This window comes from Kribbella koreensis (assembly GCF_039525325.1).
Lineage (GTDB): Bacteria > Actinomycetota > Actinomycetes > Propionibacteriales > Kribbellaceae > Kribbella > Kribbella koreensis.
The window spans coordinates 396,218-411,790 of record NZ_BAAAHK010000003.1 but is presented as its reverse complement, the minus strand read 5'-3'; the positions used below and the strand labels follow the sequence as shown (position 1 = coordinate 411,790).

The 15,573-nt window shown below is 68.9% G+C and carries 8 protein-coding genes; 6 read left to right on the top strand and 2 right to left on the bottom strand.

What is annotated here, in order from left to right; genetic code table 11:
• Nucleotides 1-55: 55 nt before the first annotated feature.
• A complete protein-coding gene (locus ABD116_RS05720; RefSeq protein WP_343965558.1) occupies nt 56-5,548 on the top strand; it encodes an ATP-binding protein in 5,493 nt (1,830 codons plus the stop codon).
• Nucleotides 5,549-6,250: 702 nt separating this feature from the next.
• Here ABD116_RS05720 and ABD116_RS05715 read toward each other — a convergent pair.
• On the bottom strand, nt 6,251-7,624 hold the full coding sequence (locus ABD116_RS05715; protein WP_343965556.1) for a PucR family transcriptional regulator: 1,374 nt from the start codon (nt 7,622-7,624) through the stop codon (nt 6,251-6,253).
• Nucleotides 7,625-7,710: 86 nt separating this feature from the next.
• Between ABD116_RS05715 and ABD116_RS05710 the strand changes: the two genes are divergently transcribed.
• The gene (locus tag ABD116_RS05710; protein WP_343965554.1) at nt 7,711-8,805 is read left to right on the top strand and encodes a ferredoxin reductase; all 1,095 of its coding nucleotides are present in this window, start codon (nt 7,711-7,713) and stop codon (nt 8,803-8,805) included.
• Between the two features lie 14 nt (nt 8,806-8,819).
• Entirely contained in the window at nt 8,820-9,977 is a 1,158-nt protein-coding gene (locus ABD116_RS05705) for a fatty acid desaturase family protein (RefSeq protein ID WP_343965552.1), read from the top strand.
• A gap of 46 nt (nt 9,978-10,023) precedes the next feature.
• Here ABD116_RS05705 and ABD116_RS05700 read toward each other — a convergent pair whose 3' ends face one another.
• The gene (locus ABD116_RS05700; protein WP_343965550.1) at nt 10,024-11,934 is read right to left on the bottom strand and encodes a glycoside hydrolase family 9 protein; all 1,911 of its coding nucleotides are present in this window, start codon (nt 11,932-11,934) and stop codon (nt 10,024-10,026) included.
• Nucleotides 11,935-12,009: 75 nt separating this feature from the next.
• On the opposite strand from ABD116_RS05700, the gene ABD116_RS05695 reads away from it, so the two are divergent.
• The 3 genes from ABD116_RS05695 to ABD116_RS05685 all read left to right on the top strand — a co-directional run bounded on the left by ABD116_RS05695 (nt 12,010) and on the right by ABD116_RS05685 (nt 15,516).
• Nucleotides 12,010-12,933, top strand: coding sequence for an MBL fold metallo-hydrolase (locus ABD116_RS05695; protein ID WP_343965548.1), 924 nt, complete (start codon nt 12,010-12,012; stop codon nt 12,931-12,933).
• Nucleotides 12,934-13,021: 88 nt separating this feature from the next.
• Nucleotides 13,022-15,271 carry a transglycosylase domain-containing protein gene (locus ABD116_RS05690; RefSeq protein ID WP_343965546.1) on the top strand — a complete coding sequence of 750 codons (2,250 nt, stop codon included), beginning with the start codon at nt 13,022-13,024 and terminating at the stop codon, nt 15,269-15,271.
• A complete protein-coding gene (locus ABD116_RS05685; protein WP_343965545.1) occupies nt 15,268-15,516 on the top strand; it encodes a hypothetical protein in 249 nt (82 codons plus the stop codon). The genes ABD116_RS05690 and ABD116_RS05685 overlap by 4 nt, the downstream gene beginning before the upstream one ends.
• The last annotated feature ends 57 nt before the right edge of the window (nt 15,517-15,573 follow it).

The following is a 15,573-nucleotide window of genomic DNA, read 5'->3' as shown; positions in this document are numbered from 1 at the left end:
TGAAGCCTGGGAATGTGTGCACTGACAGGTTTCCCGACGACAGGAGTACTGCCCGGTGTTCAGCCGTATCGCCATCGTCAACCGGGGAGAAGCCGCCATGCGGCTGATCAACGCGGTCCGCGAGCTCAACGCCGAGACCGGAAGCCTGATCGAGACGGTGGCGTTGTACACCGACGCCGAGCGTACGGCGACCTTCGTGCGCGAGGCCGATCTCACCTACCCGCTCGGTCCGGCGGCCGACCGGCCGTACCTGGACCACGCCAAGCTCGAGCGCGCGCTGGTCGAGTCGGGCGCTGACGCCGCCTGGGTCGGCTGGGGCTTCGTCGCCGAGGACCCGGCGTTCGCGGACCTGTGCGAGCGGATCGGGGTGACCTTCATCGGGCCGAGCGCCGAGGCGATGCGCAAGCTCGGCGACAAGATCGGCTCCAAGCTGATCGCCGAGGAGGTCGGCGTACCGGTCGCGCCGTGGAGCCGGGGCGCGGTCGAGTCGCTCGACGCGGCGATCGCGTCGGCGAACGAGGTCGGCTACCCGGTGATGCTGAAGGCAACCGCCGGCGGTGGCGGCCGGGGCATCCGGATGATCCGCGACGACGAGGAGATGCGCGAGGCGTACCAGCGCACCAGCGACGAGGCGCTGCGGGCGTTCGGCAGCGGGGTCGTGTTCCTGGAGAGCCTCGTGACGGGGGCGCGGCATGTCGAAGTACAGGTCATCGCCGATGGGCAGGGGACTGCCTGGGCTCTCGGTGTGCGGGACTGCTCGGTGCAGCGGCGCAACCAGAAGGTGATCGAGGAGTCGGCGTCGCCGGTGATGACGCCGGAGCAGAACCTCGAGCTCAAGCAGTCGGCCGAGCGGCTGGCGCTTGCCGTCGGCTACAAGGGCGCGGGCACGGTCGAGTTCCTGTACCAGCCCGCCGACAAGCTTTTCGCCTTCCTGGAGGTCAACACCCGGCTCCAGGTCGAGCACCCGATCACCGAGCTGACCACCGAGGTCGACCTGGTGAAGGCGCAGATCCACGTTGCGTCGGGCAACAAGCTGGAGGGCCCGCAGCCGGCTGAGCACGGGCACGCCGTCGAGGCCCGGCTGAACGCCGAGGACCCGGATCGCGACTTCGCGCCGTCGCCCGGGCGGATCGCCCGGCTGCGGCTGCCGTCCGGCCCGGGCATCCGGGTCGACACCGGCGTCAGCGAGGGCGACGAGATCCCGGCCGACTTCGACTCGATGATCGCCAAGATCATCGCTTTCGGGCGGACGCGGGACGAGGCGCTCGGGCGGTTGCGGCGTGCGGTCGGCGACACCACGGTCGTGCTGGAGGGTGGCGCGACCAACAAGAGCTTCGTTCTCGATCTGCTCGACCAGCCCGAGGTGATCGACGGCAGCGCCGACACGGGCTGGATCGACCGGGTTCGTGGTGAGGGACGACTGGTCTCGAGCCGGCACTCCGGGGTCGCGCTCATCGCGGCCGCGATCGAGGCGTACGAGGAAGCCGAGCGGGTCGAGCGGCAGCGGTTGCTGGAGACCGCGCGCGGCGGTCGGCCTCAGGTGCAGCACGAGGTCGGTCGGGCCATCGCGCTGAAGCTGCGCGGAGCGGCGTACCAGGTGTCTGTGGCCCGGATCGGCCCGCATCGGTATCGCGCGGGCGTCGGCTCCAACGGTGACCTGCAGTACCTCGACGTCGAGATCGAGCGGCTGGACGCGTACGACGCGCGCATCGTCGTCGCCGGTCGCCGGTTCCGGCTGGTCACCGCGACGCATGGGCCTGTGCACCTGGTCGAGGTCGACGGGGTCACGCACCGGGTCAGCCGCGATGAGGGTGGCGTCATGCGCGCTCCCGCTCCGGCGCTCGTGGTGGCGACTCCGGTCGCGGCCGGCGCGGAGGTCGAGGCGGGCGCTCCGGTGCTGGTGCTGGAGAGCATGAAGATGGAGACGGTGCTCTACGCGCCGTTCAAGGCGATCGTGCGCGAGCTGCCGGTCTCGGCGGGCAGCCAGGTCGAGACCGGTACGCCGCTGGTCCGCCTCGAACTCGTCGGGGACGCCGACGCAAAGGTCGAGGACGCGGCCGGCGCCGATCTCGAGTTGCCCGAACCGCAGACGCGGCCGACGGCGGCCGAGCGGGCGACGCGGCGGTTGGACGATCTGCGCAGCATGCTGCTCGGATTCGACATCGACCCGCGCGACGAGGGCCGGACGCTCGCGGAGTACCTGGAGGCTCGCGCCGAGCTGGCCGAGGCACCGGTGGCGGACGAGATCGGCGTACTGCGGCTGTTCGCGGACTTCGCCGAATTGAGCCGCAACCGGCCGGTCGGCGAGGACCTGAACACCGAGCTCCGGGTGCACAGCCCGAAGGAGCACTTCCACACCTACCTGCAGACGCTGGACACCGAGCGGGCCGGGCTGCCGGCCGAGTTCGTCGACCGGCTTGCCCGGGTGCTGTGCTGGTACGGCGTCAAGGACCTGGACCGCACTGAGGAACTGACCGACGCGGTCTTCCGGATCTTCCTGGCGCAGCAGCGCACGTCTCCCGACGTACTGCTGGTGACCGCGCTCTTGCAGCAGTGGCTGGCCGGCCCGCTGCCCGCGTCGCCGCTGGACACCGAGGCGAACGCGGTCCTCGACCACCTGGTGCTCGCGACCCAGCTGCGCTTCCCGGTGATCGGTGACCTCGCGCGCAGCGTGCGGTTCCGCTGGTTCGATCAGCCGCTGGTCGACCAGGCTCGCGCCGAGGTCTTGTCGGTCGTCGGTGACGAGCTGGCGGCGCTGGCTCTCGACCCGGCGGCGTCCGACTACGCCGAGCGGATCGAGGCGTTGGCGACGATCCCCGAGCAGATCGTCATGTTCCTCGCCAAGCGGCTGACGAACGGTGCCAATGGCAACGAACCGATGCTGGAGGTGCTGGTCCGCCGGCACTACCTCGAGCACGAGCTGCACGATCTGCGCAACGCGAGCGTCAACGGCCGCGCCTTCACGACGGCCGACTACACGCTGGACGAGCGGCCGACGCACCTGGTCAGCACGGTCGGTACGGTCGCCGAGCTGGCCGATGTCGAGAGCGGCCTGGTCCACGACCTGACCGCCGAGATCGCCGTACGCCCGGCCGGGCACGAGGCGGTCGCCGACCTGTACCTGTCCTGGCCCGACACCCCGGAGAACCAGCAGGAGGCTTCCGACCGGCTGTGCGAGATCGTCGCCGGCCTGCCGTTCACCCAGCAGGTCCGCCGGGTCGCCATCGCGGTTGCACCGGGTGGCGGGCGCGAGGTCTGGTACTTCACCTACCGCCCGTCCTCGGAAGGAATCGTCGAGGACGACAACGTCCGCGGCGTGCACCCGATGGTCGGCCGCCGGCTCAACCTGTGGCGGCTGCGCGACTTCCGGATCACCCGGCTGGAAGCGCCCGAGGACGTCCTGCTCTACCACTGTGTTGCCCGTGACAACGAAGCCGACGAGCGACTGGTCGCGCTGGCTCAGGTGCGCCAGTTCGCCGTCGTACGCGACGAGAACGGCAAGGTCACCTCGCTCCCGCACGTCGAGCGAGCGATCGCGAACTGCCTCGAAGGCATCCGCCGGGCCCGTACCGCCCGCGGCGCGGCCGGCGCCCGCCTGGAGATGAACCACGTCTGGGTGACGGTCTGGCCGGTCATCGACGGTCAGGTCGCCGAGCTCACCGCGCTGCAGCGCAACATCGCGCCGCTGACGTCGGGCGCGGGGATCGAAGAGGTCGTCGTCACCGGTCGCGTGATCGGGTCGAACGGGCAGCCTTTCCCGGTTGTCGGCCGGTTCTACTACCAGCCGGGCGCTGGTGTCGTGACGGCTGTCGAGCGGCCCGCGACCGAGCCGTTGAAGCCGTTGGACGGTTACGCGCAGAAGGTCCAGCGGGCACGTCGGCGCAACACGGTCTACCCGTACGAGGTCGCCGGCATGGTCGTCGGCGCGGGCGGAACCTTCGTCGAGCACGACCTGGACGACTCGGGTGCGCTGGTACCGGTTCAGCGGCCGCGCGGGCTCAACAAGGCCGGCCTGATCGTCGGTGTGGTCAGTACGCCGACCCGCCGGCACTCCGAAGGCGTCACGCGGGTCGTCTTGAGTGGCGACCCGACCAAGGCGCTCGGGGCCGTCGCCGAGGCGGAGTGCGCGCGGATCATCGGGGCGCTCGACCTGGCCGAGAAGCTCGGCGTACCGGTCGAGTGGTTCGCGGTGTCGGCGGGTGCGCGGATCTCGATGGACTCCGGCACCGAGAACATGGACTGGGTCGCGAAGGCGCTGAAGCGGATCGTCGAGTTCACCCAGGCCGGCGGCGAGATCAATGTGGTTGTCGCGGGCATCAACGTCGGCGCGCAGCCGTACTGGAACGCCGAAGCCACGATGCTGATGCACACCAAGGGCATCCTGGTGATGACGCCGGACAGCGCGATGGTGCTGACCGGCAAGCAGACGCTGGACTTCGCCGGTGGCGTCTCGGCCGAGGACAACTTCGGCATCGGCGGGTACGACCGGGTGATGGGGCCGAACGGGCAGGCGCAGTACTGGGCGCCCGATCTGGCCGGTGCGCGGGACATCCTGATGGCGCATTACGACCACACGTACGTCGTACCGGGGGAGAGCGGGCCGCGTCGCGCTGCCAGCTCTGACCCGCACGACCGTGATGTGACGGTGTTCCCGCATGATCCGGCCGATGGCGGGTTCAGCACGGTGGGGGAGATCTTCTCCGACGCGACGAACCCGGATCGGAAGAAGGCGTTCGACATCCGCACGTTGATGCGGGCGGTGTCGGACCAGGACCACCCGATGCTGGAGCGCTGGGCGGGTATGGCCGACGCGGAGACCGCCGTCGTCGTCGACACCCGGCTTGGTGGCGTGTCGGTGTGTCTGCTCGGGATCGAGTCGAAGCCGGTGCCGCGGCGGGGGTTCCCGCCCACCGATGGGCCGGACACGTACAACGGCGGCACGCTGTTCCCGCGGTCGTCGAAGAAGGCGGCGCGGGCGATCAATGTTGCCAGTGGCAACCGTCCGCTGGTGGTGCTGGCGAACCTGTCCGGGTTCGACGGGTCGCCGGAGTCGATGCGGAACCTGCAGCTGGAGTACGGCGCCGAGATCGGTCGCGCGATCGTGAACTTCCAGGGCCCGATCGTGTTCTGCGTGGTGTCGCGGTATCACGGTGGGGCGTTCGTGGTCTTCTCGAAGACGCTGAATCCGCGGATGACGGTGCTGGCCGTCGAGGGGTCGTTCGCCTCGGTGATCGGTGGGGCGCCGGCGGCTGCTGTCGTCTTCTCCGGTGAGGTGAACAACCGCACGTCGGCCGACCCGCGGGTGACCGAGGTGTCGGCTCGCCTTGCCGAGTCGGAGGGTGCCGAGCGCGCCGCGCTGACCAACGAGCTGGCCGATGTCCGCTCGACGGTCCGCGCCGAGAAGCTCGGCGAGGTGGCTGCCGAATTCGACCGAGTCCACAGCATCCACCGCGCCGTAGCCGTCGGCTCGGTAGACGCCGTGATCACCCCGGAGGAGTTGCGCCCGCAACTCATCGCCGCCCTGGAGGCGGGGCTGTCCTTGAGCTAGCAAGGGTGCTGTGGTTGGCGGGTGCTGTGCCGTGAGGGATTGTGGTTCGCAGCTATCGGAATCCCGCGGAGGGGTCTGAGCCGATGGGGCACCCCGGTAAGCCGGCTCGTGTTGCGGGGTGCTGCTGACAAGGCTGGTCGGGTCGGGGTTGGGGCGGATTTTGGCCCTGATCGGGAGTATTTTCCTCCCCGGTCGCTGGAGAATCCTCCCCAACCCCCGATCAAGGCGACTTTGTGCACGACGTGAGCAGATTCGTCGCCGAGAAATGCCCAGGTGGTGCACAAAGTGCCTCAGGCCACTGCTTTTGGGGGTTGGCTGGCAGGTTTGGGTGTCGCTGGCGTGATGCTTCAGGCCACCGGTACGAAACCTGCCACTGGCAGGGCAATCAGGGCCGGAACCCCGACGCTGTCCACTCGTCGGGGCCGGCCGTGCTCGTCGCGGGCCGGATGACGGGTCGGCCGGGCGTTGGGGGCTGGTCGTTCCATTGTGGCCGGTCTTGTCAGCGGCTCCGGGATAGCTGCGTCTTTCCCTGGTCGCGGTGCTGGGTGTCAAGAGTCGAACTTGTTCGACCCCGCAGGGGCGCGAAGCGCTCTTGACGCCCAGTGCCTCGACTAGGACACTTTCGCAGCCCGGCGACGCGATCCACAGTCCCTCACCATGCGCCAACCCCGAATCCACGGAGCCAACCGCCACCCAGATTGCTCAATCGTTGGCAGAGCGGGGCGGCGTTGCCAATGCGATCGTGAGGTCCAGGACGACTTGGGGGTCGTCGAGGCGGGGGCCGTAGAGGTCGCGGATCTGGCCCATGCGGTAGCGGACGGTCTGCGGGTGGATGTGGAGGGCCGCGGCGACCTCGTCGCGGCGGCCCAGATGCAGCAGCCACTCGCGGAGAGTCTCGGTGAGCCGCTCGGCGGTGGCCGGCCGGAGCTCCGCGAAGGGTGCGAGCACTTGGCGACGAAGGTCTTCGAGAGCTGCCGGGTCGGAGGTGACCACGAAGGTGGTCAGGTGGCGCTCGGTGTCGACGGGGGCATCGGGTTCGGCGGTGAGGTGAAGCTGTCGCGCTCGGAGTGCTCGCAGGTACGACGTACGGACGGCTGCCCAAGGTTGGGGTGGGCCGACCCAGGCTTGGTAGCCGCGGAGATTGCGGAGCAGGACCGGCCGAGAGGACCCGTCGGCATCGGGAACGAGCAGCACCGCCAGCTCCGCGGCGTCGGCATCGCTGGGCTCGCCGAGCTCGTCAGGGCGGCCGGGCTGCCCGGCCCGGCCAGAGCGATCCGGCTGGCCGAGGGGGCTCTGTTCGGCCAGCTCGGTGAGGTCGACTTCGGGGCGCAGAGTGCGTGGGTCCAGGGCACCCAGCATGCTGCGGACCTGGGCGCTGGGGAGAATCACCGCCGTCAGGGTGCGGGGTGGTTCCCAGTCGGCTCGGTCGGCTCGGGCGGTGAGTTGTTCGGGGGAGTCGCCGTGCAGGAGACCGAGGGCCAGGTCTTGGAGGTAGCGTTCTCGGACTCGGCCGGTGGTGGCCAGTTCGTCTGTGTGGCCGGAGACGCTGGCGGCGGAGAGTTCGTCGATGTAGGCGAAGACGAGTTCGGCGAATTTGGCGAGGGTGTCGGCGGGGAGGCCTGCTTCGACGGCTGTGCGGGAGAGTTCGCGCCAGGAGACTCGGGCGCCTACGCGGTAGGCGGCCAGGAGGGCGTCCATGGTGCGGCCGCTGCGGGCTTCGCCTCGGCCTAGTACGTAGGCGCCTTCGAGCGCGGGCGCGAGCGGCGTACCGGGGTCGCCACTGCTCGCCAGGCGTAGGAACCCGCCTAGGGCTAGCTGGACGGCGCCTTCGATCTTGGCGCCCATCGGGCCGGCCAGGGCGTTGGTGTAGGCGGGGACCTCGACGATGATCGCGGTCACGGTCAGCCCGGCGATGTCCGGCAGGCGGGAGCGCAGCAGCTCGACCGCCGCCTCACCCAGCTCGAGCTCGGCGGCCCCACGCGCCGTCCGGCTGGCGTGCTCCGGCGCATGGTGCTGCGCGGGACCTGGTGGCTGCTGAGCGGGGGCTGGCTGCTGGGCCGGATCGACGTCGACCATTCTTTGTTCCCTCCGAACAAAATCGAAGAACAGATTCACCGCTCCTGGTCATGAAACTACACCTCGCGTCGAGGATGCTGGAGTGTATGACCACGTATGCGTCCGACGCCGAGGCCCCGGCCACCCTCCGGGGGCGGCTGCGTGACCGGCTCTGGAAGGTCGCCGCGGCTGCAACCCATCCGCTCGACCCTTCCGAGTATCTCGACATGTTCCGCCCGCTGCGGGCCGGCGCCGACCTGCGCGCCCGCGTCATCGAGGTCCGCCCCGAGACCGCCGACGCGGTCACCGTCGTCCTGCGCCCCGGCGCCGCCTGGCGCGGCCACCAGCCGGGCCAGTACGTCCGCATCGGCCTCGAGGTCGACGGGATCCGCCTCTGGCGCTCCTACTCGCTGACCTCCGCGCCGGGGAGTGACCTCCTCACCATCACCGCGAAGGCGGTCCCGGACGGCCTCGTCAGCGCCCACCTCGCGCAGGAGCTGCGTCCCGGCCAGCTGGTCCACCTCGACCAGGCCGTCGGCGACTTCGTACTTCCCGAGCGCGCGCCTCGCAAGGTTCTCTTCGTCACCGGCGGCAGCGGCATCACGCCCGTCATGGGCATGCTCCGCTCCGGCCTCGATCGGCTCGACGACGTCGTCCTCGTGCATTCGGAGTCCTGCCCCGAGAACGTCATCTTCGGCGACGAGTTGCGGACCTGGGCCGACGCCGGCCACTTGCGGCTGGTCGAGCAGCACACCGATACGCACGGCCGGCTCGACGTGGCGGCGCTTGCGGACGTAGTACCGGATCTGGCCGAGCGGGAGACCTGGGCTTGTGGGCCGGCCGGTCTTCTCGATGCGCTAGAGGAGCAGTGGGCTTCGCTCGAACTGGGCGGCCTGCACACCGAGCGATTCCGTACTGCGCTCGCCGAGCCCGGCGAGGGTGGGACCGTCCACTTCACCGGGACCGGCACCACGATCGAGCTCGACGGCACCACCCCGATCCTCGACGCGGGCGAGCAGAACGGCGTACTGATGCCGTCCGGCTGCCGGATGGGGATCTGCTTCTCCTGTGTCCTGCCCCTGCGCTCCGGCTCGGTGCGCGACCTTCGCTCCGGCGACGTGACCACTGCCGCGCCCGGCGACGGCGTCCTGATCCAGACCTGCATCTCGGCCGCGGCCGGCGCGTGCGACATCGACTGTTGAGGAAGACGACTCATATGACTGTTCTGCAGAAGAAGGCCGACAACCCGATCGCCCACCTGACGGCGGACGACATCGAGGAGATCGGCCGGCGGCTCGACGAGATCCGGGCCGAGGTGATCGAGGCGCGCGGCGCGTCCGACGCGGCGTACATCCGCAAGGTCATCAACGTGCAGCGCAAGCTGGAGCTGGGCAGCCGGGCGGTCCTGCTGGCGTCGCTGTTCCCGCCGGCCTGGCTGATCGGTACCGCGGGCCTGTCGGTGGCCAAGATCCTGGAGAACATGGAGATCGGCCACAACATCATGCACGGCCAGTGGGACTGGATGCGTGACCCGAAGATCCACTCGACCAAGTGGGAGTGGGACCACGCGTCGCCGTCGGAGCAGTGGAAGCACTCGCACAACGAGCTGCACCACACGTACACGAACGTGGTCGGCAAGGACAACGACCTCGGTTACGGCATCATGCGGGTCGACGAGGACCAGAAGTGGTACCCGGCGTACCTGGCCCAGCCGCTGTGGAACTTCGTCAACGCGATGTTCTTCGAGTACGGCATCGCGGCGTACGACCTGGAGCTGGGCAAGAACCTGGCGACCAAGAAGCGTCGGCAGAATCCGGACTTCAAGGCGCGCACCAAGCAGGTGTTCAAGAAGATCCGTGGGCAGATGACGAAGGACTACGTCGTCCACCCGCTGCTGTCCGGGCCGTCGGCGCTGCACACGCTGGCCGCGAACTTCACCGCCAACGTGGTGCGCAACATCTGGGCGCACTCGGTGATCATGTGCGGTCACTTCCCCGAGGGCGTGCAGACGTTCGAGAAGAAGTCGATCGAGGGGGAGACGCGGGGTGAGTGGTACCTGCGTCAGATGCTCGGCTCGGCGAACATCTCCGGCGGGCGGGCGATGCACATCATGACCGGCAACCTCTCGTACCAGATCGAGCACCACCTGTTCCCGGATCTGCCAAGCAACCGGTACCAGGAGATCGCGCCGAAGGTGCAGCAGCTGTTCCGCGACTACGGTCTCGCGTACACGACCGGCCCGCTGCCGAAGCAGGTCGCGTCGGCGTGGGCGAAGGTGTTCCGGCTGTCGCTGCCCAACGACTTCGCGGCGAAGCTGTCGGCAGCCGCGCGCTTCCGCCTGCAGGGCCCTGCGAACGGTCAACTCACCGCCTGAGCCGCTACGGCTGCAGCTCATCGTCTGAGGCGTGACGGCCGTCGGATCAGCCGGCGGCCGCGACGGCGAGCAGGAACCAGCCCGTGTGCGGGATCCACTGCTCGGCCCATCGCCAGGAGTCGCCTTCGGGGGCGTCCTCGGGCAGGAACGCGACATCATCTTCGTCGCTCCAGCCCGAGGTGACCCCGTTGACGATCCCACCCGGCAGGTTGGGAAAGTCGGACGAGTAGTCCGCGTTGTTCCGCCCCCGCCCTTGCACCATCGAACTATCAAACGGATTCCTGCCGGTGATCCACGCCAGCTGATCGTCCGCGAACCGCCTCAGCCGCGCGCGATCCTCGTCGCTGACCCCGTCGAGCCGCGCACAGCTGCTGGCAGCCGCCGACAACGACGCAATCGCTGCATTCTCCCCCTGCCACCAGTACCCGGTCTCATTGGCATGCGGAAAGAAGAAGCTCTCCCGAGGTACGCCGCCAAGCGGCTGCGTAAGCGCCCGCGGATACCCGAACGGATTGGCGATGGACGCCGTCCGGTCCACGGTGTCGAGCATCGCCTGCAGCGCGGTCGCCCGTGCAGGCTCCGCTTCAGGTGCGTCGTGCAGAACCTCGGCGAACCGGAGCAAGGCAAGGATCGGCAGACCAGGCTCCGCAGCATGAAAGAACGGGCGCCCACCCTCATCACCCCGAAACCACCCGGGTCCACCGCCCCGCAGGCCACGCGCGCCCGCACCCAACCCGACGGTGGGACCACTGGACGCGGCACCCGCGCCCGCGCCGCGCACGTAGCGGGCGATCAGCGCGCTGGCGCGCCGCCGAGCGGCCGCCCGCGACGCCCCGGGGACGGGACCGCTCCCGCCGGCCTCTGGCCTGATGAGACTGCTCTCGTCCCCCGCGTCCGGCCGGAGGGGACTGCTGTCGTTGCTGGCGTCCGGCTGGATGGGATCGACCGTGTCGGCTTGGGGGTGGGGGTGGGGGAGGGCTTCTGCTCTTGCTAGTTCGGTGGCGGCTAGGAGGGCTGCGTAGTCGTCGATGATTGATTCGGTGTGGTCGAAGAGGTAGCCGCGGTTGTGGGTTTCCAGGTGGGTGAAGGCGGCGCGGGCTGCAGCTAGGTAATCGGAGCGGGGGAAGTCGCCGTCGGTGTTGGTAGTGGAGGCTCGGGCCAGGGCGGCTATGGCTAGGCCGGCGCCTTGGCGGTAGGCGGCTTGGTAGCGGGTGGTGCGGACTGAGTTCTGGAGCGGGGCGGTGATGAAGCGTTCTTCTAGGCGTTTGGTGAGAGCGTCGAAGATGCCGGTGTAGAAGGTGCCGGTGGGGGAACGGAAGCGGGTGAGGAAGTCTGCGCCCCAGAGTGCCTCATCGCGCAGCCGGGCTCCGAGGACCGGGGTGAGGGAAGGGGTGTGGGCGGCGAGTTCGTCGCGGGCGGCGAGCATGGCCCAGGCGCAGAGGGGGATCTGCTGCGGGCTCATGGTTGAGGTATAGGTGAGGTGGGACAGGAACTTGCTGGTGTCCCCGCTGGCGTCCAGCCATCCACCTCGCGCATCGACCGTTGCGCCGGATGGGTCGTCCCAGAACTGCGCGGCCCGGTCCTTGCGGTCGATTTCGCCGCTGGAACGCATGGCCTTGAAGTAGGCCAGTACGTCCGACATCGTCTGTCGTTGCAGGCGTTCCGGCGCTACGACGAAGGGCTCCGACCGCACGTCCAGACCCTCGGCGACGACCCGCACGGAATAGGTGCCGGGGGCAAGTACTCCGGGGAGTGGGATCCGCGAGTACGGACCACCGGTCCACCCCGGAACGTGCTCGACGGGACCTGGCCGGAGTACCGAGATTCCGTCCGGTCCGTGGAGCTCGGCGGTGAACGGAAGGTCGGGGAGAACGGCGACGACAGCCTTGGTTGCCGAGGTCCCGTAACCGAGGTGGGCGACCAGTACGCAAGGGGTCTGGGAGTCTTTTGCCTGCACCCGAATCATCCAACAGCACATTGACCCCCGCTGATAACTTCGGCCGAAAGAGCCGACCACGAGCGAGGGAAACAGATGCCGGGGACACTGGGGGAGCAATCGGCGGTACGGGTGTGGGAGCAGGACGGGGTCCGGCTGACGTTCGTCGTCGACGGTGCGATGGGGCTGATCCCGCAGGAGTTCTTCCCGGAGATCCCGGAGTCGTACTGGGCCGCGCATCCAGAGGCCCTCGACGAGCAGGGCCTGGTCGCGATGTCCGCCGGCGGCTTGCTGGTCGAGCGCGACGGCCGGGCGATCCTGCTCGACGTCGGCCTCGGCGACTACCAGGGCCCGATTCCGATCGGCGACAGCATCATCGGCTACGCCAACAGCGGCAGCCTCCCCGAAGTACTGAAGAGCGCCGGCCTCTCACCCGACGAGATCGAGGCCGTCGCCTTCACCCACCTGCACGTCGACCACACCGGCTGGGCGTTCACCGCTGGCGACAAACCGAGCAAGTACTTCCCAACAGCCCGGTACTTGATCGCAGACTCCGAATGGGCCCCGCACGGCCGCGGCGAACTCATCCCAGGCGCCCCCGCCCGCTCCGCGGTCATCGAACCGCTCATCCCCGACCACACCGAGATCGCCGATGGCGAGGAGATCTTCCCCGGCGTCCACGCCCTCCTGACCCCCGGCCACAGCCCCGGCCACACCGCGTACGTCATCACAGCCGGTGACACCCGCGTGATCGCGTTCGGCGACGGCTTCCACATCCCCGCCCAGATCACCAACCCGACCTGGCCGTCCCGCCCAGACGTAGACGCCGCCGCAGTCCTAGCTGCCCGCACCACCCTCCTGACCGAACTAACCAAACCCAACACAATCGCCTTCGCCTGCCACTTCGGCGACCAACCCTTCGGCCAAGTCCTCACCACCCCCGCCGGCACCGCCACCTGGCACCCGATCCCCTCAACACCCCTCGCCCCACCCCCAAGACTCCTACCAACCCGCCCGTAGCAGGCCCGTGCCTTGTCCTGAGCGCAGATTCAGGCTGGGAACATGCCTGTGGCTGACCGGTGAGCTGGTGTCGACTACTCTTGGGTTCATGCGTTCAGCCAGGGGAGGCGTACGCGGTGGTACTCAGGCCTTGGTCAAGTTGATCGGCGTGAGTGTTCTCGCGGGTGCGCTGTCGGCTGGGCTGGTGATTCCGTTCGCGGGGTTCGCGGGCAGCAGCACGGCCACGGTGGCCGGGTCGGTGAAGGATCTGCCGGTCGAGCTGACGACGGCTCCGCTGGCGACCCGGAGCCGGATTCTGGCGGCGGACGGCAGCCTGGTGGCGACCCTGTACGAGCAGAACCGGGTGCCGGTGACGCTGGACAAGGTCAGCCCGATCATGCAGAAGGCGATCGTCGCGATCGAGGACGACCGGTTCTACGAGCACGGCGCGCTCGATGCCAAGGGCACTCTGCGGGCGCTGGTCCGCAACCAGTCCGAGGGCAGCGTCCAGCAGGGTGGATCGAGCATCACCCAGCAGTTCGTGAAGCTGACCCTGGTCGAGAAGGCGAAGACCCAGGCGCAGCGCGAGCAGGCGACCGCGGTCACCTACGAGCGCAAGCTGGCCGAGCTGCGGTACGCGATCGCGGTCGAGGAGGAGTACTCCAAGGACCAGATCCTGGAGAAGTACCTGAACCTGGTGAACTTCGGCGACGGCACCTACGGCATCCAGGCGGCCGCGCAGCACTACTTCCACGTGGCGGCCAAGGATCTCAACCTGGCGCAGTCCGCGATGCTCGCCGGGCTGGTGAAGAACCCGACCGGGTACGACCCGACCAACAACCTCAAGCGGTCCCGGGAACGGCGTGACGTCGTACTGCGCCGGATGGCCGAGCTGAACGTGATCACCGCCCAGCAGGCCGCCGCGGCGATCAAGACGCCGATCGACCTGAGCAAGATGCACAAGGTCAAGAACGGCTGCGCCAACTCGCCGTACCCGTTCTTCTGCGAGTACGCCGTGTCCAAGCTGCTGCAGAACCCGGCGCTGGGCAAGACCCGGGACGAGCGGGAACACTTCCTCAAGACGGGCGGGCTGACGATCCGCACCTCGATCGACCCGAGGATCCAGGCCGCCGCCCAGGCCTCGATCGCCCAGCACACGAAGCGGTCCGACTCCGCCATCGCGGCGATCACCATCGTCCAGCCCGGCACCGGGCTGGTGAAGGCGATGGTGCAGAGCCGGCCGTACGGGGCCGGGCGGAACCAGACGGCGTACAACTACAACGTCGAGAAGTCGTACGCCGGTGGCTACGGCGGGTTCCAGAACGGCTCGACGATGAAGGCCTTCACGATCGCGGCGGCGCTGTCCAAGGGCCTGCCGATGAGCTACAAGATCAACTCGCCGAAGCAGATCGACCTCAGCGGCAAGAAATTCACCACCTGCAAGGGCACCACCGAGGACCCGGACTACACGCCGCAGAACTCCACCAAGAGCGGCTACCTGAGCATGGTCGAGGCGGCCCGGGCCTCCACCAACACCTACTTCCTGCAGCTGTCCCAGCGCACCGGGTTGTGTGCGCCGGCCACCATCGCGGCCAAGCTCGGGATGTACAACGCGCAGACCCTCGGCCCGCTGGACCAGGTGGTCTCGTTCACCCTCGGCGTCGGCTACACGACGCCGCTGATGCTCTCGAACGCCTACGCGACCTTCGCCGCCCGCGGCAAGTTCTGCGCTCCGCTGATCGTCACCTCGGTGGTGAACAAGGCGGGCCGGCCGATCAAGACGCCGGGCATCACGTGCCGGCAGGCCCTTCAGCCGGGCGTGGCCGACGGGGTCAACCGGGTGCTGAGCGCAGTGATGGAGCCGGGCGGCACCGGCGGCAAGCTGAACTTCGGCAACTGGGATCTGGCCGGCAAGACCGGAACGATCCAGGAGAACAAGGCGGTCTGGTTCGCCGGCTACGCGCCGAACCTGGCCGGCGCCGCGGTGGTCGCCGATGCGACGCTGCCGTACACGAACCTGATGTACGGCCACACTCTCGACGGCGAGGACATCTCCGACCCGACCGGTTCCGGTACCGCCGGACCGCTGTGGAAGACGGCGATGCAGAACGCGCTGCAGGGCATGCCGCTGCTCCGCTTCACGGCCCCCAGCGACCGGTTGGTCAACGGCACCCCGGAGCAGCAGAAGGCGCAGGCGGCGCTGGACAAGAAGTACGAAGAGGCGAAGAAGGCCAAGGAAGACAAGAACAAGCCGAAGCCGCCGAAACCGCCCACCAAGCCCCCGGTGACGCCGCCGACGCCACCGGTGAAACCGCCGGTGATGCCGCCGCCTCCCACCAAACCGGCGGTGCACCGATGACCGCGGAGCTGGTCGCCCGGGCGAAGGCCGATCTGGCCGTCCACCTCGGGATCGACGAGTCCGAGGTGACCGTGGTCAGCTCCGAGGAGGTGACCTGGCCCGACGGGAGCCTTGGTTGCCCCCAGCCCGGAAGGTTCTACACGCAGGCCGTGGTCCAGGGGACCCTGACCGTGCTCGAGGCAGCTGGCACCCAGTACAAGTACCACTCGGGCGGCGGACAACCGCCGTTCCTCTGCACGTCCTGACCGGGGAGCCGGGCGGACACCGGCTACGGTGACTACGAGCGTGATGCTCGTACCACG

Excerpts from the sequence above, each read along its gene's own strand:
- ABD116_RS05715 (WP_343965556.1), bottom strand. The coding sequence starts at position 7,624 with ATGGTCGACGTCGATCCGGCCCAGCAGCCAGCCCCCGCTCAGCAGCCA.
- ABD116_RS05695 (WP_343965548.1), top strand. The coding sequence starts at position 12,010 with ATGCCGGGGACACTGGGGGAGCAATCGGCGGTACGGGTGTGGGAGCAG.
- ABD116_RS05685 (WP_343965545.1), top strand. The coding sequence starts at position 15,268 with ATGACCGCGGAGCTGGTCGCCCGGGCGAAGGCCGATCTGGCCGTCCAC.
- ABD116_RS05690 (WP_343965546.1), top strand. The coding sequence starts at position 13,022 with ATGCGTTCAGCCAGGGGAGGCGTACGCGGTGGTACTCAGGCCTTGGTC.
- ABD116_RS05705 (WP_343965552.1), top strand. The coding sequence starts at position 8,820 with ATGACTGTTCTGCAGAAGAAGGCCGACAACCCGATCGCCCACCTGACG.
- ABD116_RS05710 (WP_343965554.1), top strand. The coding sequence starts at position 7,711 with ATGACCACGTATGCGTCCGACGCCGAGGCCCCGGCCACCCTCCGGGGG.